General features: G+C 66.4%; 23 protein-coding genes. 18 read left to right on the top strand and 5 right to left on the bottom strand.

What is annotated here, in order from left to right; translation table 11 throughout:
* Positions 1-119: 119 nt before the first annotated feature.
* Positions 120-815 (top strand): hypothetical protein, encoded by a 696-nt coding sequence (locus CF15_RS04780; protein WP_058370771.1) that lies wholly within the window; start codon positions 120-122, stop codon positions 813-815.
* On the opposite strand, the gene CF15_RS09280 is transcribed toward CF15_RS04780, so the two are convergent.
* Positions 792-1,334 (bottom strand): NUDIX hydrolase, encoded by a 543-nt coding sequence (locus CF15_RS09280; protein WP_269082809.1) that lies wholly within the window; start codon positions 1,332-1,334, stop codon positions 792-794. The two genes, CF15_RS04780 and CF15_RS09280, sit on opposite strands and share 24 nt — an antisense overlap.
* A 134-nt stretch (positions 1,335-1,468) precedes the next feature.
* On the opposite strand from CF15_RS09280, the gene CF15_RS04770 reads away from it, so the two are divergent.
* From CF15_RS04770 to CF15_RS04745, 6 genes are read left to right on the top strand one after another with little or no spacing between them, the layout of a single operon-like run.
* A complete protein-coding gene (locus CF15_RS04770) occupies positions 1,469-2,257 on the top strand; it encodes a hypothetical protein (protein WP_168371281.1) in 789 nt (262 codons plus the stop codon).
* A 12-nt stretch (positions 2,258-2,269) separates the two neighbouring features.
* Entirely contained in the window at positions 2,270-2,809 is a 540-nt protein-coding gene (locus tag CF15_RS04765) for a hypothetical protein (protein WP_058370769.1), read from the top strand.
* A 6-nt stretch (positions 2,810-2,815) separates the two neighbouring features.
* The gene (locus CF15_RS04760; protein WP_338052274.1) at positions 2,816-4,585 is read left to right on the top strand and encodes an APC family permease; all 1,770 of its coding nucleotides are present in this window, start codon (positions 2,816-2,818) and stop codon (positions 4,583-4,585) included.
* Complete coding sequence (locus CF15_RS04755) at positions 4,515-5,519, top strand: ABC transporter substrate-binding protein (RefSeq protein WP_083494499.1); 1,005 nt, start codon at positions 4,515-4,517, stop codon at positions 5,517-5,519. Before CF15_RS04760 ends, CF15_RS04755 begins: the two co-directional genes overlap by 71 nt.
* A 20-nt stretch (positions 5,520-5,539) precedes the next feature.
* The gene (locus CF15_RS04750) at positions 5,540-6,511 is read left to right on the top strand and encodes an iron chelate uptake ABC transporter family permease subunit (protein WP_058370767.1); all 972 of its coding nucleotides are present in this window, start codon (positions 5,540-5,542) and stop codon (positions 6,509-6,511) included.
* A gap of 7 nt (positions 6,512-6,518) precedes the next feature.
* A complete protein-coding gene (locus CF15_RS04745; protein ID WP_058370766.1) occupies positions 6,519-7,307 on the top strand; it encodes an ABC transporter ATP-binding protein in 789 nt (262 codons plus the stop codon).
* Between the two features lie 99 nt (positions 7,308-7,406).
* Here CF15_RS04745 and CF15_RS04740 read toward each other — a convergent pair whose 3' ends face one another.
* Positions 7,407-9,635: an ABC transporter substrate-binding protein gene (locus CF15_RS04740; protein WP_058370765.1), complete on the bottom strand. Its 2,229-nt coding sequence runs from the start codon at positions 9,633-9,635 to the stop codon at positions 7,407-7,409.
* A 261-nt stretch (positions 9,636-9,896) separates the two neighbouring features.
* Here CF15_RS04740 and CF15_RS04735 point away from each other — a divergent pair, with 261 nt between their 5' ends.
* From CF15_RS04735 to CF15_RS04710, 6 genes are all read left to right on the top strand, one after another.
* Positions 9,897-10,895, top strand: coding sequence for an ABC transporter permease (locus CF15_RS04735; RefSeq protein WP_058370764.1), 999 nt, complete (start codon positions 9,897-9,899; stop codon positions 10,893-10,895).
* Between the two features lie 33 nt (positions 10,896-10,928).
* Positions 10,929-12,155, top strand: coding sequence for an ABC transporter permease (locus CF15_RS04730; protein WP_070807824.1), 1,227 nt, complete (start codon positions 10,929-10,931; stop codon positions 12,153-12,155).
* On the top strand, positions 12,139-13,182 hold the full coding sequence (locus CF15_RS04725) for an ABC transporter ATP-binding protein (RefSeq protein ID WP_236698131.1): 1,044 nt from the start codon (positions 12,139-12,141) through the stop codon (positions 13,180-13,182). Before CF15_RS04730 ends, CF15_RS04725 begins: the two co-directional genes overlap by 17 nt.
* Before the next feature lie 71 nt (positions 13,183-13,253).
* The gene (locus tag CF15_RS04720) at positions 13,254-14,234 is read left to right on the top strand and encodes an ABC transporter ATP-binding protein (protein ID WP_058371394.1); all 981 of its coding nucleotides are present in this window, start codon (positions 13,254-13,256) and stop codon (positions 14,232-14,234) included.
* A 374-nt stretch (positions 14,235-14,608) separates the two neighbouring features.
* On the top strand, positions 14,609-14,965 hold the full coding sequence (locus CF15_RS04715) for a 6-pyruvoyl trahydropterin synthase family protein (RefSeq protein ID WP_236698195.1): 357 nt from the start codon (positions 14,609-14,611) through the stop codon (positions 14,963-14,965).
* Positions 14,916-15,629, top strand: a complete 714-nt coding sequence (locus CF15_RS04710; RefSeq protein ID WP_168371280.1) for a 7-carboxy-7-deazaguanine synthase QueE — start codon at positions 14,916-14,918, stop codon at positions 15,627-15,629. The genes CF15_RS04715 and CF15_RS04710 overlap by 50 nt, the downstream gene beginning before the upstream one ends.
* Here the strand turns inward: CF15_RS04710 and CF15_RS04705 are convergent.
* Entirely contained in the window at positions 15,626-16,444 is an 819-nt protein-coding gene (locus CF15_RS04705) for a prephenate dehydratase (RefSeq protein ID WP_058370761.1), read from the bottom strand. The genes CF15_RS04710 and CF15_RS04705 overlap by 4 nt on opposite strands.
* A gap of 100 nt (positions 16,445-16,544) precedes the next feature.
* Between CF15_RS04705 and CF15_RS04700 the strand changes: the two genes are divergently transcribed.
* The gene (locus CF15_RS04700) at positions 16,545-17,609 is read left to right on the top strand and encodes an NAD(P)/FAD-dependent oxidoreductase (protein ID WP_058370760.1); all 1,065 of its coding nucleotides are present in this window, start codon (positions 16,545-16,547) and stop codon (positions 17,607-17,609) included.
* Between the two features lie 8 nt (positions 17,610-17,617).
* Here CF15_RS04700 and gcvH read toward each other — a convergent pair whose 3' ends face one another.
* On the bottom strand, positions 17,618-18,040 hold the full coding sequence (gene gcvH, locus CF15_RS04695) for a glycine cleavage system protein GcvH (RefSeq protein WP_058370759.1): 423 nt from the start codon (positions 18,038-18,040) through the stop codon (positions 17,618-17,620).
* A gap of 159 nt (positions 18,041-18,199) precedes the next feature.
* Between gcvH and ndhC the strand changes: the two genes are divergently transcribed.
* Together ndhC and CF15_RS04685 are read left to right on the top strand one after the other, a co-directional pair.
* The gene (gene ndhC / locus CF15_RS04690) at positions 18,200-18,577 is read left to right on the top strand and encodes an NADH-quinone oxidoreductase subunit A (RefSeq protein ID WP_058370758.1); all 378 of its coding nucleotides are present in this window, start codon (positions 18,200-18,202) and stop codon (positions 18,575-18,577) included.
* Between the two features lie 3 nt (positions 18,578-18,580).
* A complete protein-coding gene (locus CF15_RS04685; protein ID WP_236698130.1) occupies positions 18,581-19,225 on the top strand; it encodes an NADH-quinone oxidoreductase subunit B in 645 nt (214 codons plus the stop codon).
* A 14-nt stretch (positions 19,226-19,239) separates the two neighbouring features.
* On the opposite strand, the gene CF15_RS04680 is transcribed toward CF15_RS04685, so the two are convergent.
* Positions 19,240-19,776 carry an NADH-quinone oxidoreductase subunit C gene (locus tag CF15_RS04680; protein WP_058370756.1) on the bottom strand — a complete coding sequence of 179 codons (537 nt, stop codon included), beginning with the start codon at positions 19,774-19,776 and terminating at the stop codon, positions 19,240-19,242.
* A 278-nt stretch (positions 19,777-20,054) separates the two neighbouring features.
* Here CF15_RS04680 and CF15_RS04675 point away from each other — a divergent pair, with 278 nt between their 5' ends.
* Complete coding sequence (locus tag CF15_RS04675; RefSeq protein ID WP_058370755.1) at positions 20,055-21,263, top strand: NADH-quinone oxidoreductase subunit D; 1,209 nt, start codon at positions 20,055-20,057, stop codon at positions 21,261-21,263.
* Positions 21,264-21,272: 9 nt separating this feature from the next.
* A complete protein-coding gene (gene nuoH, locus CF15_RS04670) occupies positions 21,273-22,301 on the top strand; it encodes an NADH-quinone oxidoreductase subunit NuoH (protein WP_236698129.1) in 1,029 nt (342 codons plus the stop codon).
* Positions 22,302-22,303 lie beyond the last annotated feature (2 nt).

Genomic DNA, 22,303 nt, shown 5'->3' with positions numbered 1-22,303 from the left:
TCGGCCACCCCCAGGCAGAGCTATAGGGAGGCCCGGCCGGCAACGAGCGAGAGGGGGAAGAGGGGCCGGGAGAACCCCTCCTCCCAGAGCCTCCCGGGGGGCAGGAAGGGGCAGCGGTGATGCCTAGGAACCGGCGGCTGGACGACTACCTCCGCGAGCTGGGGGCGGCAGTCCACTCCAGGCAGGTAGACGTGGAGGAGCTGATCCGCCGCGTGGCGGAGGAGGCCGCCAGGGAGGCCGGCGGGGGCTGCGGGGAGGGGGCCGATAAGGCCCTCCTCGAGAGGCTTGAGAGGATAGAGGAGAGGCTGGAGGCCATCGAGAGGAGGCTGGAGGCGCTGGAGCGCCGGGGAGGCGGGCTAACGCGCCGCGACGTGGAGGAGCTGGCCCGCGCCATATCGGCCGCGGTGGCCCAGGCGCTGCGGCAGGCGCAGGGGAGCCGGGCCAGGGAGGAGCCCGCCTGGCTCCGCGCCGTGGCCGAGAGGCTCCGGGGCAGGGGCTACGTGCTGCTCCACGAGCTGCCGCCGGAGGCCCGGGAGGGCTTCGACCCGGAGGAGGCCCGGAGGAGGGGCCTAGTGGTGGCCGGCCTGGGCGGGGAGACCGTGGTGCTGACGCGGCAGGGGCTCCGCGAGTTCCTCGAGAGGCTGAGGGGGCTCCGGGCGAGCGACGAGTACGAGGCAGAGGCGCAGATGGGCCGCTACAAGGCTCTCTTCCGGCTCCTCCGCGAGGAGGGCCTCGTCTACTACGCCGGCCCGGGCCGGGGCTGGGTGGTGCAGGGCAGCCTGGGGAGGATGCTAGCCGAGGAGAAACTTGTATAGCAGGAGCCCGGCCAGGGTCTTGCAGTCCCTTATCTCCCCCCTCTTGATCATCTCCAGCGCCTCCTCCAGCGGGACCCAGCGGACCTCTATCACCTCGTCCTCCTCCGGCCTGGCCCCCACCTCCCTGAGCCCGCCCGCCGCGTAGATGTAGAGCATCTCTGTGGAGACCCCGGGGCTGCTGTAGAACCTGGCCAGGGGCCTGAGCCAGCCCGGCTCGTAGCCGGTCTCCTCCACAAGCTCCCTCCGCGCAGTCTCCTCCGGCTCCTCCCCCGGCTCCAGCGTGCCGGCGGGGATCTCGTAGAGCCACTCCCCCACGCTCGGCCGGTACTGGCGCTCCATAAGCACCCTGCCCCGCTCGTCCACCGCCACCACGGCCACCGCGCCCGGGTGCTGGAACGTGTCGAACAGCCTCCTCTGCCCGTTAACCAGGGCCTCTACCTGGCCGAAGGAGAAGCGGCGGCCGCGGCACAGCTCCCGGAAGCCTAGCACCCTTGGCTCCTCTCCACGGCTCCCCGGCAACCATGACCCCCTCGCTCTGGGTTGCATCCCCTGGAGCCGCCGGGGCCTGGCTGGCTCCGAGGGGGACCGGGCTAGGCGGTATATAGCCTCTAACCCCGGGGTGGAAGCCTAGGTGTGTAGAGGAGGGCGGCGGGTTGAGGGCTTTATCGCCGGTGGTGGCGGAGGTGCTGCTGATACTCATAGCTGCCGCGGCAGCCGCCCTCCTCTACACCTGGCTCAGCGGCCAGGTCTCGGGCTCCCTAGGGACTCCGGCGCTGCTGCCCGAGCTGCGTATCGAGGACGCCGCGCCCCTCTACAGCGGCAATGGGAGCTACTGCTACGGGGTAAAGGTGTCGCTGAGCAACACGGGCCTCGCGGCGGCCGAGCTGGACAACATGACTAGCGGCTACATACTGGACTCGACGGGCTCGGCGATACCTGCGGTGGTCTACAACATAACGGGGGGCATGAGTATCCCGCCCGGGGGCTTCACCGCCCTGATCGTGCTACCCCTCGAGAACACCAGCCTGGTCAACCCGGTGTACGCCAAGATTGTGGCGCGCAGCGGCGTGGAGGCTGTGGCGCCCGTAGCCCCCCTATGCAGCCTGATGGGGGCGATAGTTGCTAGGCTCCCCGCCCAGGACGGGTACAGCAGGACCCTGGAGGCGGGTGACGCGAACCTAACGCTATCCGTGACAAGCCCCAGCACCGGCCTATACCGGGTGGACTATAGGATAGACGTGCCCGGCGGCTACAGGCTCGTCTACGCCATGATCGAGGTCTTGAACTCGACGGGCCGGCACCCCATGTGGGCCGCCAGCCCGGTGGTGGTCTACAAGGACGTGGCGGGGCCAAACTACGTGGCGGGCTACTGGTACCCTATAGCCGGCCAGGAGTTCCCCGTAACTGTGAGGCTCGTGCTCTACGTGGAGAGGGCCTCATAGGAGGCGGCGGCCTTGGGGATGGAGGTTGTGCTAGTACCCTTCCACCTCGCCAGGCTCGGCGACCGGCTGGTGGGAATGGACGCCTACTTCTGGCCGAGCCTGGAGGAGAGGTACCGGGTGGTCCTCCTAGTCCAGCCGGCTGAGCGTCTCTCCGGCGCCCCGGCCGGCGGCTGCCGGCTCCCCGCGAGGGTGGAGGCCCGGGACCAGGTGGAGGAGATCCAGCACCTCGCCAGGGAGAGGATCCCCAGGCCCCGGGTGCGGAGGGGCAGGGCGTGGCGCAGCCTGGCCTGGCTCCTCATACCCGTGAAGCTGCTCGAGGCGGCCGGCCTCTGGGACCGAGTGGAGGTGCCCGAGAAGGCCTACGCCCTGGCGCTGGCCCGCGGCCTCCAGGGGCTCGAGCCCCTAGGCGAGACGCGGTACGCCGCCTTCACCCGCGGCGGGGATGGCGTTCTCCTCCCCGTGGACGAGGGGATGAGGAGGATCTACTCCGAGCTGGCCCGCCGCGACAGGGGCTACGCCAGGGCCGCCAGGGAGGCTGCATGCAGGGGCTAGAGGGGATTGGCGGGTCGGCCAGCAGCCCCTTGGTCTTCACACCTAGGCCCCCACGGCCCCCGGGGGAGACGCCGTGGAGGGCCTCAGCTTTGCTACATCTCCTCACTCCCGCCTACCCCGGGCTGGCGGCTGGCGAGGCGCCTATTGTCTTTACCCCGGCGGGCCCCCGGGGGCCGGGCCGCCGGGGGTGGGGATGGGCTGAGGCCTGGAGGCGGTAAGCTGAGCCTCTGGGAGGCCACCGCCATAGCCGTCGGCATGATCATAGGGGCTAGCATATTCGCGCTGGTCGGCGTGGGGGCCGAGGTCGCGGGCAGGGACCTTCCCCTGGCGCTGGTCCTCGACTCTCTCGCGGCCGGCCTCGTGGCCTACTCCTATGCCAAGCTGGGCGCCAGGTTCGTCTCAAACGCCGGCCCGATAGAGTTCATCATAAGGGGGCTGGGGGACGGCCTGGCCACCGGGGTCCTGGCCTTCATGCTCTGGCTCACCTACGTGCTCTCAATATCCATGTTCGCCAAGGCGTTTGCCGGCTACCTCCTCGCCCTCCTCGGCCGGGAGCCCGGTGGCCTCGCCGCCGGCCTCGCCGAGGCGCTGGCCATAGCCTTCTTCACCGCGCTCGACATAAGGGGCTCGAAGACCGTGGGCAGGGCCGAGGGCGCCATAGTGGCTGCCAAGCTGGCGGTGCTGGGCCTCTTCATAGCCGCCGGCATCTGGAGCGTGGAGCCGGGCCTGCTCGCCCCCGACCTCAGCCCCCGCGGGCTGCGGGGAGCGCTCTACGCCGCCTCGGTCTTCTTCCTCAGCTACACCGGGTTCGGGCTGGTGACCAACGCCTCGGAGGACATAGAGGACCCCGAGCGCAACGTGCCCCGGGCAATCTACCTGAGCCTGGTGATAGCAAGCCTCGTCTACGTGCTCGTGGCTGTTGTCGCCGTTGGCAACCTGCCGGTGGAGGAGCTGGCAAGGGCCAGGGACTACGCGCTCGCCGAGGCGGCGAGGCCCTTCCTCGGGAGCCTCGGCTTCACAATGGTCTCGCTGGGGGCGCTGCTCTCCACGAGCAGCGCGATAAACGCCAGCCTCTACGGGGGCGCCAACATAGCCTACGCGCTCGCCAAGAAGGGGGAGCTGCCCAGAGTGTTCGAGAGAAGGAGCTGGCTCAGCGAGCCCGAGGGCCTCTACATAACCGCGCTCCTGAGCCTCGCCTTCGCCCTCGGGCTCAACCTGGACGGGGTGGCGGAGGTCTGCAGCGCCACATTCATAGCCGTGTATATGGCCGTCATAGTGTCCCACTACCGGCTCGCCGGCGAGACCCGGGGGAGCAGGCCGCTCATACTGCTGAGCCTCGCGGTGGTGCTGGCCCTGCTGGCCCTCCTCCTCTACTACCAGCTGGCGAGCAACCCACGCGCCTTCTACACCACGGTCACCGTCTACACCGCCGTGGCCCTGCTGGAGGCCGTGTACCGCCGGGCCACCGGCCGCCGGTTCCGCGCCGGGGCTCAGGAAGGCCAGCTCAACAGCTATAAGCATAAGTATTGGACCCCGGGTCCAGCCAGTGCTCCGGCGGCAGGCCTTGAGGACCGGAGCAGCTGTGGCCCTGGCAGTGGTCCTCCTCCTAGTGGGCCTAGCAGCCGGCTACCTAGCTGGCAGGAGCGGCTCCAAGACAGCCACGGAGACGGTGGCCACTACCGTGACAACCACTGTGACGCAGACCATGCCGCCGAGCACCGTGACGGCTACAGAGACCGTGACAAAGACCCTGGTGGAGAATCACACGATCGTTGAGACGAGCACGGCCACCGTGACAGCCACGGCCACGAGGATAGTGCTCGTGGACGCGCTGGGCAGGAGTATTGTGCTGGAGAAGCCCGCGGAGAGGATAGTAACCCTGGCCCCCTCGATAACGGAGGATGTGTGCAGCCTAGGGCTCTGCAGCAGGATAGTGGGGCTAGACAGCTACTCCAAGACGGTGGAAGGGGTGCCGTCGAACGCCACCGTGGTGGGCGGCTACTGGAACCCCAGCCCGGAGAAGATAGCGGCGCTGCACCCCGACCTGGTGCTCGCCTGCAGCGGCGTACCCTACCAGGAGAGGATGGCGCCGCAGCTGGAGCAGCTGGGGATAAGGGTGTTCTTCCTCCGCTGCGACCGGGCCAGGGACCTGAACGACATCTACTGGGACCTCCGAGCCGTGGCCACCCTGCTCGGCCGCCCCGAGGCAGCCGATAAGGTGATAGAGGGGATGCGGGAGCGGGTCGCCAGGCTCGAGGAGGCGCTGGCCAACATGACCAGGCCCAGCGTGGCGCTGCTAGTCTACCTGCAGAAGAACGGCGCCTGGGTGGCCGGCGGCGGCACATTCCAGGACACGCTGGTAAACCTTGCAGGCGGCACGAACGTGTTCCACAGCCTCCACGGGTGGCAGATGGTCGGCTACGAGGAGATACTCTCCAAGAACCCCGACTACATAGTGGTGACGGGTATGTCCCCCGCCGACTACAACCGCACCATAGCGCTGTTCGAGTCCACGCCGCTGAAGAACGCGAGGGCCTTCAGGGAGGGCCACGTCTGCGTGCTCTACGGCGAGGCGGCAAACCGTCTAAACCGCCCAAGCCCTGGAGTGGTTGACGCCGCCTACCTGCTAGCCCACTTGCTCCACCCCGACAAGGTGGAGGCCCCGGCAGGCCTCGCCGAGAGCTACCACTGCCTAGGCCAGAGCGGCTAAGGGGGACCGGGGCGCCTCCCATGGGGAGCCCGCGTGTTTTTCCCTGGCTCGGCGCGGCCCTGGCGCTGCTCTTCCTGGCCTCGCTCTCAGTCGGGCCCGCCGGGGTCTACAACCCGCTCGATCCGGGCGGCTGGGGGCTGATCCTCCGGCTCCGGCTTCTCCGCAGCCTCCTAGCCCTAGGGGTTGGCGCCGCCCTGGGGGCTGCCGGGGCGCTGATGCAGTACAGCGTCTCCAACCCTCTGGCCAGCCCGAGCATACTGGGCGTCTCGCCCGGGGCGCTGCTGGCCTCCGTGCTCGTCTTGCTCGCCTGGGACGGGGCGCCCCTGCCCGGCCTGCCTCTCCTCGCCGGAACCCTGGGCGGGTTCGCCGCCTACCTGGCCTCCGCCGGGCTCGCAGCCCGGCTGGGCTTCACCCGGGCCGGGCTGGTGCTCGCCGGCCTGGCGGTCTCGAGCCTGCTCTCGGGGCTCTCGAGCATGCTCGTCATGCTGGCAGAGGCGAGGCTGGGCATGCCCGCCGCCATGGTGCTCCTCGGCAGCTTCGCCTACGCGGTCCCGGGGGACGTCTACACAGCGCTGGGGGCGGCCGCGGCCGCGGCCCTACTGGGGGCGGCTCTGGCGAGGGGCCTCGACGCGGTCTCCTACGGCGACGAGGCCGCCGCGGCCATGGGCTATAGCCCGGCCCGGGTGAGGCTGGCGGCGAGCCTCGCGGCCGCGGCGCTGACCTCCGTGTGCGTCTACGCCGCCGGGCTCATAGGCTTTGTTGGCCTCGTAGCCCCTAACGCTGCAAGGCTGCTGGCCGGCGGCCACCCGAGCCGCAGCATCCCGGGCTCCCTGCTCCTGGGCGCGGCTACGGCGTTGTCCGCCGACCTGGCGGGTAGGCTGCTCGCCCTGGCCATGGGCCTCGGCGAGGTGCCCGCCGGGCTGATAACCAGCAGCGTGGGGGGCGCCTTCCTCGCCTACATGCTCCTCCGCGGCGGCCTGGAGGAGGGCTAGGTGAGGCATGGAGGAGGCTGAGGGGCTGAGGGCCCTCGATATCCGCGTGGAGCTGGGCGGCGCCACCATCCTGGACGGGGTGAGCCTTGAGGCCAGGCCCGGGCTGGTCACCGTGGTGCTTGGGCCCAACGGGGCCGGGAAGACCACGCTCCTCAAGACGGTGGCAGGGCTGCTGGAGCCCAGCAGGGGCCGCGTCCTCCTCGACGGGGTGGAGGTCCACCGGCTCCCCCCGAGGGAGAGGGCCAGGCGGCTAGCCTACATCCCGGCCTTCCTGGAGGCGCCGGGGCTCGGGCAGAGCGTCGAGGAGTTCGTCGCCGCCAGCCGCTACCCGCTCCGCCGGAGCCTGGCCCTGGGCCCCTCGGAGAGAGACCTCGCGGAGGCTAGGAGGCAGCTTGCCAGGGTGGAGGCTGCGGGGCTCGCGGCGAGGAGGCTTGCGGCGCTGAGCAGCGGCGAGAGGCAGCGGGCCCTCCTAGCCCACGCTCTCGCCAGGGGCGCCCGGGCGCTGCTCGCCGACGAGCCCACTAGCTTCCTCGACCTGCGCGGGAGACTGCTCACCTACAAGCTGCTCGTAGAGGAGGCGAGAAGGGGACGCATCGTGGTGGCCGCGACCCACGACATGGTGCTAGCCGGGCTCTACGCCGACCGGGTGGCAGTGCTCCACCGGGGCCGGGTGGTGGCCGCCGGGGGGCCGGGAGAGGTGCTGGAGCCGGGGCTGCTGGAGGAGGTGTTCGGGGTTAGGGTGGAGATGGCCCGGGTGGCCGGGAGGAGCGTGCCCGTGCCGGTGGACACCGCGTAGGGAGCGTAGAACCCGGGGGGACGCGCCGGGGCCCGCGAGAAGGGGCCCGGTGGAGACGGGGAGAGGGGAAAAAGACTACGGGTTCACAGGGTTGGCCGGTTACTTCACTGTGACTGTTATCTCGCTGAACTTGGTGCCGCCGTAGAGCAGTGGGCCGGCGTAGTCGTCGGGGTCCAGGTAGTCGGGCGCCCAGCCTATGATGTAGACGTCGAAGTCGCCCTTCTCGGTCTTACTCAGCAGGGTTGGCCAGTTCAACGCCTTCACGGTCACCCTGAAGCCCAGCTGGCCCCAGGTCTGCTGGAGTATCGACGCTATCTTCTCGCGCTGGCTGTTACCAGTGTTGTACCATATCTCTATCGTGTACTCGGATGGGTTGATGCCGCTCTTCCTTATCAGCTCCGTGGCCTTAGCGGGGTCGAAGTGGTACTTGATCACTATGTCGTCGTTGTGCCCGGGGAACCCGGCGGGTAGCACGCCGTACAGCGGCACCAGGTAGCCAGCGTACACAGCGCTGCTTATCTGCTCGAAGGGTATCATGTATATCAGCGCCTGCCTTACCAGCCTGTTGTTGAACGGAGGCTTCATAGTGTTCAGCACTATGTAGATTATCGTGGGCTCTATGCCGCCCTCCTCCACCTGTATCCTGAAGCTGGTGCCCTCCATCTGGTAGTCCTTCACGTCCTTGAGCCTGTCGAGCGGTATCGCGCCGGTGTCGGCCTGGCCGGACTTCAGTATCTCTATCCTGGAGACCGCGTCATTGTTTATCAGGTAGATCACTGTCTTGTGGCTGGGGACGCCGTTCTCGCCGTAGGGCTTCATTGTCCAGAGGGTCTTGTTCCAGTAGTAGGGGTTGTACTCGAGCACTATGTAGCTGTTCTCCTTGTACTCCTTCACGTAGTAGGGGCCGGTGCCGACGGGCTTCTTGTGGAGCAGCAGGTGGGTCGGGTCCTGCTCGCCGGGCTTCACGTAGGCTGCCCAGGCGGCGGGGTTCTTGCCGTAGTTGCTGGCCTTGAGCGCCTCCTCGTACTTGCCCTTCAGCTGGTCAATGTTGTCGAAGAAGTACTTCATGGGCACGACGCTGGCGAAGGGGTCGGCGAGTATGCTTAGTATAGCGCCGTAGGGCTGCTTCAGCTTCAGCATGACTACGCCGGCGGTCCCGCCGCTGTAGCCGAAGAACTTTAGCAGCTCGTCCAGGCTCTTCGGCTCCACGGTCTTCCCGTGGTACTCGGCGTAGATGCCGCCCTTCTGCAGGAGCTGGTTGAACTCCTGCTCGGTCAGCACCTTGGAGTTGTTAACGTCGACGAACTCGGTTATCATCCAGCTGGGGTCTAGGCCCAGCCTGGCTATGCGCCATATGCTGAACAGCGCATCGACAGCGGTTATATTGTAGGTCTTCTTGTCCCAGGGGTCGTAGGCCTTCACGCCGCCCCTTATCACGAAGTACCACACGGTGCCGTCCTCGCTGTGGGCCCAGGCCACCGCTAGGTCGGGGCTCACCTCCTTGGTCTCGTTCTTCCAGTAGGTTACCAGGGTGTCGCCTATGTTGTGCCATATCGCCCAGCCGAAGGTCTCGTAGTCGGCGGCGGGGTCGAAGGTGTCAGGCCAGCCTATGGTGACTATCACGTAGGTGCTGGGATCGTTCTTGTAGCCTCCCAGCCCAAGGTCCACGCTGGGGGCGTTCTTGTCCTCCCAGAGGAGGTCGTAGCGCTCGGCGAGGATCGGGTGGTAGTAGCGGCCGTGGAGCCAGCTCCACTGGACGCGTACCTGCTTATACTGGCCCAGCCAGAGTATGGGGACCTCGTAGTTGCTCAGCTTGTAGATTGCCTCGTAGAGTATCTCGCGTATCTCGGGGTTGGTCTCCCTCCTGGCAGCGATTATCAGCGCGTCTATGGTTGTGTTCCTGTAGAAGGCGGGGTCTATGGTTGTGAAGGCTACCGACTCGTTTATGGGCTTGGTGTGCTTCTCGTCTACAACGTACCTCACTACCACTAGCTTCTTACCGTGGGTCTCTATTTGGGGTATGCTGACCCCCTTGGGAGCCACTACCACCACGGCCTTGCTCGTCTCTATCACGTGGACTCCCTTGGGCAGCTGAGCAGGCTTCGCTGTCTGGGTGGCGGTGGCCGTTGGGCTGGCTGTAGCGGTGCGGGTCGTGGTGGTCCCGGGAGCCTGCGTTGCCGGGGAGGTCGAGGCGGCTGTGGTCGTGGCGGCCGTGGTGGTTGTAGTTGCTACCGGTCCTCCGCCCTTGTGGAGGGACACGTAGGCAGCTATTATGGCCAGGATTATGATTAACACGCCTATAGCGCCTAGGGTCTTCCCGGACGCCATGCCAGGTGCACCTCTCCCGTGGGCATAGGGCTGCCAAGTGTTCGGGCATTGTTTTAGTACACTATCTGGGTTAGCCCTAGGCCGCATCAGCAGTGTTTATAAAAGCTATCATGAGGTTCCACTGGGTCTTCAAAGCATAGCGCGTGGGATAAGCTTCCCGCAAAGAGTTATCCGGGGCCCCGCTCGGGGGGCAGCCGACGCGGCGGCCAGTGGGCCTGGAAGCCCCCGGGGGCTGGAGGAAGAGCCTCAGGGTGGGCTCTTGTGGCGGACCTAAGGAGGTTCATCGCGCGTAGGTTCCTAACCTTCGTGCCCACCATTATAGGGGTGACTCTCCTCGTCTACATTATAGCTGCTGTTATACCGGCTAACCCTGCGAGGCTGTGGGCGGGCGGGCAGAAGGCCTCGCCGGAGGTCGTGGAGAGGCTTATCCGGGAGTACCATCTGAACGACCCCTGGTACATCCAGTACTACTACTTCATGAAGAACTTGTTCTTCGGCAACCCCGTGAGCCCTGTGACCCACAACAACGTGTGGAGCGAGATCACGGACCGGTTCCTCACGGTCACTCTGCCCCTCACGCTCCTAGCCTTCGTGCTGATAGTTGTTATTGGTGTTCCCCTGGGGGTGTTGGCGGCGATTAAGAGGGACACCGCGGTCGACATGGTTATCCGGGGCCTGGCCCTGGTCGGGCTCTCTACGCCGATCTTCTGGCTGGCCTACTTGATGATATTCGTCCTGTACCCCCACGGGCTCGTGACCCTGGCGGGTATGCCGACGCCCAGCTACCGTATCACGGGCGTGCCCCTCGTGGACGCGCTGCTGAAGCTCGACCCCCACTACCTGGGGCTGATGCTGAAGAGGCTCTGGCTGCCAGCGTTCATGCTAGCCTACCCTGGTATAGGCGTGATAACAAGGCTTGTCCGGAACAGCTTCCTCGACGCGTATAGCAGGGACTACGTGGACTTCATGGAGGCCCGCGGGTTCCCCAGGAGGAGGGTGTACCTGCACGTGCTCCGCAACTCGCTCTCCCCGATAGTCACCGTGCTGGGGCTCCAGTTCGGCGGGCTGCTGGCCGGCGCCCCGATAACCGAGACGATATTCGGCCTGCCCGGGCTCGGGCTCTACATGCTCCAGGCTATAGAGAACTTCGACTACATGTCCCTGACCGCGTCCGTGCTCCTAGTAGCCTTCATCTACACCTCGGTCAACCTCGTGGTGGACGTGCTCTACGCGGTGATAGACCCGAGGGTAAGGTATTGACGAGGGGCTCCTCCGGGAGGGGTGCATCAGGGCTTGGCGGCGGAGGAGGTGTATGAGAAGAAGCTCCTGGACCACATGTCCGACCTGATGCTGGCCGGGCTGGCCGCGGTGGCCGACAGGATCCGCCCGGGCTGGAGCACGAGGAACCGGGGGAGGCTGGAAGAGTGGAGGCTGATGCTCTACACGCTGAACCGCTCCCCCCTCGGGCTCCTCGGCCTGCTCCTAGCCGCGGTATTCGTCGTGCTCGCCCTGCTCGGCCCCAGCATAGCGCCCCTAGGGTATGACACCCAGCTCTTCCTCTGCGACAGCCACGCGAGGCTCGCGCCGCCGGGCACGGTGGTGCACATACCCGATAACGCGTTCTGCCGGAGCCTCGGGCTCCACCCGGGCAACTTCACCATGCTCCTGGGCGGCGACGACTACGGTAGAGACCTCTGGAGCAGGATCCTCTACGGCGCCCGCACCAGCTTCATAGTCGCGGTCATAGTCATGGCTGTGGGCCCCTGGATAGGGATAGCGCTGGGCCTGGTGGCCGGCTACTACGGCGGCGTGGTGGACGAGGCTGTAATGAGGCTCACCGACATATTCCTCGCGTTCCCCGGCATGATACTGGCTATAGCGTTCTCCGCCGTGCTGCCCTACAGGATCCAGGACCTGCTCCAGGCCCACCCGCACCTGGCGGACTTCCTCCGCATGCTCTTCGCGGTCAAGCCCAAGGACGAGCCGGCTCTGGCCAGCCTGCTCTCGGTGATAATCGCGCTCTGGCTGGTCTGGTGGCCCGGCTACGCGAGGCTCGCCAGGGGCATGGTGCTGAGCACGAAGGAGAACACGTACGTCGAGGCGGCTAGGGCGCTGGGCGTGCCGACTAGGAGGATACTCTTCAGCCACATACTCCCCAACATAGCCGGGCCCCTGCTGGTGTTCCTAACGATAGACTTCGGCGGCGTGATACTGACGGAGGCCGGGCTCAGCTTCCTGGGCCTCGGCGCGGTGCCGCCGCTGGCGGACTGGGGCAGGATAATCTACGACGGCTCCCAGTACTTCCCCGACAGCTGGTGGCTGGTGTTCTTCCCGGGCCTGATGATATTCCTCACGGTGTTCGGCTTCAACCTGCTGGGCGACGCTCTACGGGACATAATGGACCCGAGGGTGAGGCGGAGCATAGAGTTCAAGGTGAAGAGGAGGGCTGGGGCCGCGAGCCCGGTCGGGGAGGCGGAGGCCGTAGCCGAGGAGTGGACCCGAGGTGAGGAGGGTGGCTGAGCGGAGGAGGCTCGACTGCAGGGACCCGATTATACTGGTGAGGGGGCTCCGCGTCAACTTCTACACCTACGCCGGCGTAGTTAAGGCTATCGACGGGGTGAGCTTCTGCATAGAGAGGGGTGAGACCTACTGCCTGGTCGGGGAGACCGGCTGCGGTAAGAGCGTGACCAGCCGCGCCCTCACCAGGCTCATAAAGCCGCCGGGGAGGATAGAGGGGGGCGAGATAATCTACTACCCCGAGCCCGGCAAGCCCGTGAACATCATGGAGCTAGGCGAGGAGGAGCTGCAGAGGATAAGGGGCAGGGAGATAGCCTACGTGTTCCAGGACCCTGGCGCCGCGCTTGACCCTCTCTACACGGTCGGCTACCAGGTCTCCGAGACCATGCTAGTCCACGGCATAATTAGGAGGATAAAGGACGGGTTCCAGAGGGCCGTGGAGCTGCTGAGGAAGACGCTGATCACCGACCCGGAGAAGAGGGTCCGGTCCTACCCCCACGAGCTCAGCGGCGGCATGAAGCAGAGGAGCGTGATAAGCATAAGCCTCTCCACTAAGCCGAAGCTCCTAGTGGCGGACGAGCCCACAACGGCCCTCGACACGACGGTGCAGGCGGAGATAATGGACCTGCTCCGCAGACTCAAGAAGGAGGAGGGGCTGACGCTCCTCCTAATAACCCACAACATGGGCCTAGTGGCGGAGATGTGCGACCGTGTAGCGGTAATGTACGCGGGCCAGATAGTGGAGGAGGCCCCCGTCGACGAGATATTCAAGAACCCGCTGCACCCCTACACCAGGGCGCTGCTGAGGGCCATACCAGACCCCTCTAGGAGCGTTGAGAAGCTCGAGTCGATACCCGGCACCGTGCCCAACCTGGTGAACCCGCCTCCGGGCTGCAGGTTCCACCCACGCTGCCCCGAGGCTATGCCGGTCTGCACGCGGCGGCCCCCCGTGCTCAGGATGGGGGACCGCCACTACGTGGCATGCTGGCTCTACGCGGGCAAGGGCAGGAGCGGGGGTGGCGGGGCGTGAGCGCCGGCGAGGCAGGGCTCGCGGCCAGGGAGGACCCGGGCTATAGGGAGGCCCTACGGGAGCTGGGCAGGCTGTTCCCCGGCGAGGAGCCGCTGGTGGTAGCCCATCACCTGGCCAAGTACTTCCCCGTGAAGGGGCTCTTCTTCACCAGGGGCTGGGTGAGGGCGGTAGACGATGTATCCTTCATAGTGCCCCGCGGCAAGACGATGGGCCTTGTGGGGGAGAGCGGGAGCGGGAAGACCACCACGGGCCGGCTGGTGCTCAGGCTGATAGAGCCTACGAGGGGCACCGTGTTCTTCGAGGGCCGCGACGTGTTCAAGCTGAAGGGGAGGGAGCTGAAGTGGTTCCGCAGGCAGGCGCAGATAGTGTTCCAGGACCCCTATAGCAGCCTCAACCCCCGGATGACCGTCTACGATATCCTCACCGAGCCCCTCCGGGTCCACGGTATAGAGGTTGACGACACATACAGCTACGTGGTGAAGCTGCTCGAGGAGGTGGGGCTGAACGAGAGCCACGTCTACCGCTACCCCCACGAGTTCAGCGGCGGGCAGCGCCAGAGGATAGCAATAGCCAGGGTGATGGTGCTCAAGCCCAAGTTCATAGTGCTCGATGAGCCCACCAGCGCGCTCGACGTCTCGGTGCAGGCCCAGATACTCAACATGCTGAAGGAGCTGCAGGCGAAGTACGGGCTGACCTACCTCTTCATAAGCCACGACCTGGGGGTTATACGCTACATGAGCAACTACATAGCCGTCATGTACCTGGGCAAGATCGTTGAGCTGGGGCCGGCGGAGGAGGTGTTCGAGAAGCCCCTGCACCCCTACACGGAGATGCTGCTCTCCGCCATACCTGTCCCTGACCCGGAGAGGGCTAGGAGCAGGAAGCGGGTGAGGATCGAGGGGGAGCCGCCGAGCCCCATCAACCCGCCGCCGGGCTGCAGGTTCCACCCCAGGTGCTGGAAGCGCCTCGACCACTGCAGCCGCGAGGAGCCGCCGCTGGTCGAGGCCGAGAAGGGCCACTATGTCGCGTGCTGGCTCTACGCCCGCCGCTAGCCCCTGAGGGGGCCGAGGAGAGGGAGTCTACACGAGATCCCGGGGGCGCCTCGCCTGGCCTGTAGGCCCTCCGGGGCCGGAGCCCGCGGCGGCTGGAGGGCTACTAGCCCCGGAGCCCCGGGAGCCCGAGCGAGCGGCATACAAGGGGGGCCAGGGGCCTAAGAGTCGTCAGGGAGGGCCCTAGGGGCCGGGAGTGAAGAGCGGGCTACCAGCCCGGGCAGGCCCGGGGCCGATGCCGGGGAGAACCTCGGGGGCGACCCGGCCGGGGCCCCTCCAGGCGCCGGGCTTATCAACCGGGGGCGCGGCGCCCCTCCCCCGCGAGGAACCGGGGCCAACGCGGAGGCCTGGCAGGCAGCTGCGGGGTGCCCGGCTTGGTGTTCAGGGTTAAGGCGTGCACGATGTTCTCAGCGGCCCACCGGATAGAGGGCCACCCCCGCTGCGGGCGGGTGCATGGGCACAACTATAGGGTCTGCATAGTGCTCCGGGAGGACAGGCCCATGGGGATAGACCTGGACGAGCTGGAGAAGTGGCTGCGCGAGAACGTCTACAGCAAGTTCGACCACCGGTACCTCAACAGTGTTCTCGCCGAGGGCGGCGGGGAGCTGCCGGTGGTGACCAGCGAGGATCTCGCCGTCCTGGTGGCCCGCGGCCTAGAGGAGAGGTTCCCCGGGAGGGTGGAGCTTGTCGAGGTCTGCGAGACAGAGGATCTCTGCGCAAGCTACCAGCCCTAGGCTCCGCGTCTCCGAGCTCTTCCTGAGCCTCCAGGGGGAGGGCCCCTTCACGGGCATGAGGGCCCTCTTCATAAGGCTCGCCGGCTGCAATCTCCGCTGCCCCTTCTGCGACACCAAGTACAGCCTCGACCCCAGGGCCGGCAGGCCGGTGGAGCTGGAGGAGGTGCTGGCTAGGGTGGAGGAGCTGAAGCCCAGCCTGGTGGTCGCGACGGGAGGGGAGCCGCTGCTCCAGCGCCGGGCTCTCAACGCGCTGGCGGAGCGGCTCCACGAGCGGGGCTACACGCTGCAGCTTGAGACCAACGGGACGCTGCCGGCCCCGGAGGCGGGGGAGCCCCTCTACAGGGCCTACCACGTGGTCTCCCCGAAGGACGTGCCCGTGGCGGTGCCGGGGGCCAGGACGCACCCTAGCTGGGTGAGCTACGCCAGGGAGACTGGCAGGGCCTGGTTCAAGTTCCTCGTCTCCGGCGAGGAGCACGTGAAGGCTGTGGAGAGGTACGTCGAGGAGAACGGCATCCCCCGGGAGAGGGTCTACCTGATGCCCCTGACGTCCGAGGACATGGGGCCGGAGGAGCTGCTGGAGGCCCACCGCCGGGTGGCCGGGCTGGCCCTCGGCAGCGGGTTCAACTTCAGCCCACGGCTCCACCTTCTCCTAGGCCTCCGCTAGGGGCCGCGGAGCACCGGGTAGCTGCCCAGGACGCGGAGGAAGAGGCTCCTCTCCCGGGCCTCCTCCAGGGCCTCCGCCACCCTCTCATCGAGCCTGCTGCCCTCCATGTCTATGTAGAAGTTGTAGTGCCAAGGCTTGCCGTGGATGGGCCTGGAGTAGATCATCTTCAGGTTCACCCCGTGGCTGGCGAAGGGCTCGAGCAGCCTGTAGAGGCTGCCAGGCTCATCCGGCACCGCTGTTATGATGCTCGTCCTCTCCCCCCTCTCCGGCTGGTCCCTCCACGCCAGCGCTATGAACCTGGTGTAGTTGGGGCCGTCCTCGACGCTCTCGGCGAGCACCTCCAGGCCGTGGGCCGCCGCTGCCCGGTGGCTGCAGACGCACAGCGCCCCCTCCTCCGCGGCGCGGCGGGCGGCCTCGGAGGTGCTCGAGACCGCCACCCTCTCCACGCCGGGGGCGAGCCTGTCGAGGCTCCTGGCCGCCTCCCGCAGCGCGTGAGGGTGCCCGTAGAGCCTCGGAGCGCCCCGCCGGCCGGCTAGGACGAGGCTTATCCTGGCCTCGAGCGCGGCGTAGACGTGGAGCATCGTGGAGGCCAGGTTGTCGAGCGTCTCGCCCACGGGCCCCTCGAGGCTGTTCTCCACGGGGACGACGCCGTAGTCGGCCTCGTAGCCCTCTACAGCCCTGAAGACCTCGGTTATGCTCCTGCACGCAATGTACTCGGCGCCGGGGAAGAGCCTCTCGGCAGCCATGTGGGTGAAGCTGTGCTCCGGGCCTAGGAAGGCGACGCGAACAATAGCGCCCCACCGGGGGCCCACCACGGGCCCCGGGGAGGTTATACTCCTGACGGCGCGGGGCCCGGGCCGTCGGAAGCCGTTTAGCCAGCGAGACGGCGTCCTCCAGCAAGCCCCGGGGGAGGCTATGGCGCAGAGTACTGGGGGAAGGGAGGGCTCCGGGTCCCCGGAGCCGGAGAGGCACGACATAATAGTGATAGGGGCGGGCATGGCTGGGCTCACGGCCGCCCTCTACCTGGCTAGGCAGGGTGTCGACGTGCTCGTGGTCAGCAAGGACCTCGGGGGCCAGCTGCTCCAGGCCACGGTCATAGAGAACTACCCGGGTATTGAGGCTATAAAGGGCGTAGACCTGGCCATGAAGGTGGAGAAGCAGGCCAGGACCTTTGGGGCCAAGTTCAGGTACGGGGAGCTTATAACTAGGATAGAGAGGCTTGAGGACGGCAGCTTCCTCCTCGAGAGCGCTAGGGGCAGCCGCTACCAGGCCGAGGCGGTCATCCTAGCCTTCGGCAAGACCCCGAAGAGGATGAACGTCCCCGGGGAGGACGAGTACGATGGCCGCGGGGTGAGCTACTGCACTATCTGCGACGGGCCCCTCTACCGGGGCAAGAACACGGCGGTGGTGGGGATAGGCGACCAGGGGCTCGAGGCCGTGGCGCTCCTCGCCGGGCTCTGCCCCCGCGTATACTACGTGACCCCCACCAAGCTCTTCGGCGACCCCGACCTGGTGGCCAGGGTGCGCAGCGCCGAGAACGTGACCATACTGGAGAAGCATGAGCCTGTCCGCGTCCTAGGCGACGGCAGGAGGGTCGCCGGGCTCGTGGTGCGGGACAAGGAGACCGGCGAGGAGAAGACCCTGGAGGTGGAGGGCGTGTTCGTGGAGCTGGGCTACGAGGCCAAGACGGAGTTCGTGAAGCACCTAGTAGACCTTAACGAGAACGGGGAGATAGTCACCGACTGCATGGGGGCAACCAGGACGCCGGGCCTCTTCGCGGCCGGCGACGTGACCCATATACCCTTCAAGCAGGCCGTGATCTCGGCGGGCGATGGAGCCAAGGCCGCGCTGGCCGCGTTCAACTATCTGCAGAAGAGGCGGGGCAGGAACGTGGAGATAAAGGGCGACTGGAAGAAAACCGGCCGCGTTAAGCCGAAGGTACAGCTCCGCGTGGGCCTCAAGAAGAGGAAGGAGCAGTAGGAGAGGGCCTAGTGGCCCTCCTCCTCCCTGCGTATCTTTTCCGCGTACTGCTCCGGCGTAAGCAGCTTCTCGAGCTCGCTCTCATCGCTTATCCTTATCTTGAACATCCAGCCCTCCCCGTAGGGATCCTTGTTGACAAGCTCGGGCTCGTCGTAGAGCCTCTCGTTAACCTCGACAACCTCCCCGGAGACGGGGGCGTAGATGTCGGCGGCGGCCTTCACCGACTCTATGCTCCCCACCGCCTCGCCCGCCTTCACCCTGGAGCCCGGCTCCGGCAGCTCCACGCCCACTATGTCGCGCAGCTTCTTCTGCGCATAGTCGGTTATCCCTACCACTACAACGCCGTCCTCCCTCTTAGCCCACTCATCGGTCCTCGTGTAGAGCCTGTCCCGGAGCACTATGTAGTTGCCCACACGTATCTCCTCGGCCAAGCCGGGGCACCTCGCGTGGCCGCGCTCCAGGCAATGCCCAGCCTGGGGAGGATAAAGAGGGCCCTGGCCCCGGGGGCAGGGCTATAACGCTGCCCCCGCCGCCCTAGAGGGGCCGGCGCCGCGGGGCCGAGCGGGGGAGCTGGAGGGGCGTGGATAGGGTTGGCCGCGGGCTATGCCGACGCTATAGTGTCTATAGCAGCTGTCCTCGTGCTCGTACCCGCCAGCATTATCCTCGCCTACCTGCTCCTCTCCCGGGCCACGCGGGGCCCGGAGCACGTCTTCAAGAGGCTCCGTTTCGAGGCCGGCAACCCGCCCGGCGGGGAGGCTAGGGTTCCGACGCTCTACCAGTACCTGGGCTACATACTCATATTCATAGCGCTTGACCCCGTGTTCATGCTGCTCTTCGTCCTCCCGGCGGCAGGGGGGAGGAGGTACCAGGTGGCTTTCCTCGTCCTAGCCTCGGTGGCGGCAATACTCCCGCCCATAGTGTACGCCGTAAGATATGCCAGGAGGCGGGAGTACTGGGGCCTGCCCTAGGGGGTGGAGAGCCGCATGTACCAGTACCGGGATTGGAGGCGCGGCCTCATACTGGTGGGGAACCTCGAGGAGGCTGCTGAGAAGGCGGCGCGCTGGCTGGTGGAGAAGACCCCTATCAAGACTCTCCGGGACTGGGCTACCAGCTTCAGCCTCTGGCCGGTGCACCTCACCACCAGCTGCTGCGGCGCCGAGTTCGCCGCCCTCTACGCGCCCAAGTACGACGCTGAGAGGCTGGGTAGCCTGCCCTTCACCCACGCGCGGAACACCAACCTGGTGATTATAGAGGGGACGCTCACCAGGAAGATGGCCAGGGTTGCAAGGATAACCTGGGAGCAGATGCCCTGGCCCAAGTTCGTGATAGCTATGGGGGCGTGCGCGCTCACCGGCGGCCTATTCTACAACAGCTACAATGTAGTGTTGGCCCACGAGGTGCTCCCCGTCGACTACTACGTGCCGGGCTGCCCGCCGCCGCCCGAGGCCGTCGCCCACGCGCTGGTGAAGCTGCAGCAGAAGGTCAGGCAGGGCAAGTGGAGGCCCAGGGACGTCGAGGACAAGAGCAAGCTGAAGGAGCTCATGGAGCCCATGTACAGGAGGGCTGAGGAGTACCAGCGTGTTGTCGCCGAGCAGCGGCTCCTGGCGGAGGGGTAGAGGGAGGGCTCCCCTCAGCCTTTTCCGCCTCCCTCTCCAGCCCCGGCTTCGCCGCCGGGCTTCAGCTCGGGCTTCAGCACCCATATCGGCTTGCTCGGCTTGGAGGATATGTAGGGCTCCTCGGCCACGTGGAAGTCCTTGCGGAGCGGGTAGACACCCTCGGGCCAGTCCTCGGGGAGGAGCAGGTGGCGGAGGTCCGGGTTGCCCTCGAACACTATGCCCAGCATCTCGTGCTCCTCCCTCTCCTGGATCTGCGCCGCCGGGTAGATGTCGTATACCGAGGGCACGCGGGGGTCGTCACGCGGCACCATGACCTCGAGGGCGACTAGCTCGGAGGGGTTGCTGCTCCTCGTTATATGGTAGACTATTCTCATCCTCCCCTGCTTTGGCTCATCCACCCCGCTGACCATGAGGAGGTAGTCGTAGCCGGCCTCCCGCAGCCTCTCCGCAGCCTCGCGGAGCCGGCTAGGCTCCACGATAGCCACCTTCACTCCCTGGCGCTCCTCGACACGCTGAGCTAGGCCCGCTAGGAGCTCCTCTAGCTCCTGCAAGGGTCTCCTGCACCTCCCGCCTAGGGGCCGGAGGAGCCTCCCGGAAGCGCTGTGAAGCCCTCCCCCGGGCCCCTTCTTAGCCGCTGGCCCGCTGGGTGTGCGGGGTCCTATTGACCGATGCTGTACAATGGCTATTCCGTCTGGGGCTCAGTATTTTAGGGTGCTTGACGCCTTGGCCGGTGCTTCGGGCCGGGGGCGCCTAGCATTACGCGTCAGTAGTCGAACCCAGGTCTTCATGGTCTCAGCCGTCCGCCGTGCTGCGCGGGGTGGCTGACGCTATGGCCGCGGTGGAGCTTCCGGGGATGATGGGCCGGGAGCTCGGGACCCGGGAGGGCTACCGGGTGGTCGAGCTCTACATAGGGCCCCAGCACCCCGCCTCGGGGCATATGAGGCTTATCGTCTATCTTGACGGTGACAGGGTTGTACGGGTCGACCCGGATATAGGGTATGTGCACCGCACTATGGAGAAGCTCTCCGAGGTAAGAGAGTACGTCCGTATCATAAGCCTCCTGGAGCGCATGACAATAATCGACGCCTGTAACATTACCCTCCCCTACGTCGAGGCTGTGGAGAAGCTGCTGGGCGTTGAGCCCCCGCCCAGGGCCAGGTACCTGCGCACCATCCTCTGCGAGGTGAACAGGATAGCGAGCCACCTCTACGGCCTCGGGATAGGCGGGATATTCCTCAACCACTCTACCATGTACATGTGGGCCTTCGGCGACCGCGAGGTATTCGTCCACCTAGCCTCGCTGCTCACGGGCACGAGGCTTACCCACACCTACCCGATACCCGGCGGGGTCCGTCTCGACCTCCCCCAAGTGTTCCGCGAGGAGTTCGAGAAGGCGAAGCGCTACATGCTGCGCAGGCTCCGCGAGTACGACAAGGTGTTCCTCAACAACCCGGTGATAAGGGGGAGGCTCGAGGGAGTCGGGGTCCTCCCCCGCAGCCGTGCCGTGGCCCTCGGAGCCACTGGGCCTAACCTGAGGGCTAGCGGCGTCCGCTACGACGCCAGGCTCCTGGGCTACGCCGCCTACGGCGAGCTCGACTTCGAGCCCGTGGTCGGGAGCGAGGGCGACGCGCTCGAGAGGATATGGGTCCGGCTCCGCGAGATAGAGGCCAGCCTCGAGCTGATAGAGAGGGCGCTCCGCCAGCTCCCCGAGGGCCCGTTCATGAGCGAGCGGTTCATCCGCCAGGTGCCCCCGGCCATGAGGAAGTGGTTCGAGCGGGGCCGCGTCAAGCTCCCCGGGGGCTATGTGAGGCTGAAGGCCAAGCCCGGCGAGGTGGTGGGCCGGGGAGAGATGGGGAGGGGTGAGGTGACCTACTACCTGGTCAGCAGCGGGGATACGAAGCCCTACCGGCTCCGCGTGGTGACGCCGAGCGCTAGGAACGTGGTGCTCTTCGACGCCCTGGCCAGGGGCCACACGCTAATGGATGTGCCCGCTATATACGCGAGCATCGACTACTTCCCCCCGGAGGCTGACCGGTAGAAGGAGGGGGTGAAGGCTTCCATGCTGCTCGGCTGGCTCGCAGCCCGCCTAGGCGTGCCCGAGTGGGCTGTGAGGGCGGTGTTCGCGCCCCTCGTCTACCCGGGGCTCCTCACATTCACCCTCCTGGCCCTCTTCATAATCTGGGCTGAGAGGAAGATCGCTGCCAGGGCCCAGATGAGGGTGGGGCCCTACTATGTCTCGCCGAGGCTCCAGGGCGCGCTGCAGATGCTGGCGGATGGCGTGAAGTTCGCCTTCCAGGAGATAATAGTGCCGGTCGAGGCAGAGAAGTGGAGCTTCCTCTTCGCCCCGGTACTCGCCTTCACCATAGTGGCGCTCGCATTCACCGTAGTGCCTGGCGGCCCCGGGATCTACGGGTTCAGGACGCCCTTCAGCATACTCATCGCCACAGCCATTATTGGCCTAACCCCGATACTAGCGGTCATAATGGGCTGGGCGGCCTCCAACAAGTTCGCCTTCATCGGGGCCAGCCGTGAGGCCCTGGTCTCGGTGACGGGGGAGGCTACCCTACTCGCCTCCCTCCTAGCGACCACAATGATGTATGGTGTTCTGGACTTCAGCGAGGCTGTCGAGAAGCAGATGGCTACAGGGGTTATAGGGCTCGTGGCCAACCCTATAGCGGCGCTGCTCTTCTTCATAGCCGCGCTCCTGGTCACCGACAGGGTGCCGTTCGACCTGGTGCTGGGGGAGCAGGAGATAGTGCAGGGCCCCTACACCGAGTATAGCGGGCTCCTCTACGCGCTGGTAATGGCCCTGGACTACGCCAAGCTCTACGTGCTGATGCTCATGTTCACACTCCTCTTCCTGGGGGGCTGGATGCCCTTCACGAGCCCGCTGCTCGGCAGCATCGCCGTGCTGGCCAAGACGGTCGCCCTAATGCTATTCACGGTGTTCCTCCGCGCAGTATATGGGAGGATGCGGCTGGACCAGACGGCCGACATGTTCTGGTCGCGTCTCTTCCCCCTGGCCCTCCTGGCCTTCGCCGTCTCGGCTCTCGTGCGCTACATCTACACGGGGTGAGC

This window comes from Pyrodictium occultum, from assembly GCF_001462395.1.
Lineage (GTDB): Archaea > Thermoproteota > Thermoprotei_A > Sulfolobales > Pyrodictiaceae > Pyrodictium > Pyrodictium occultum.
This window is presented reverse-complemented; position numbering and strand designations above follow the sequence as displayed.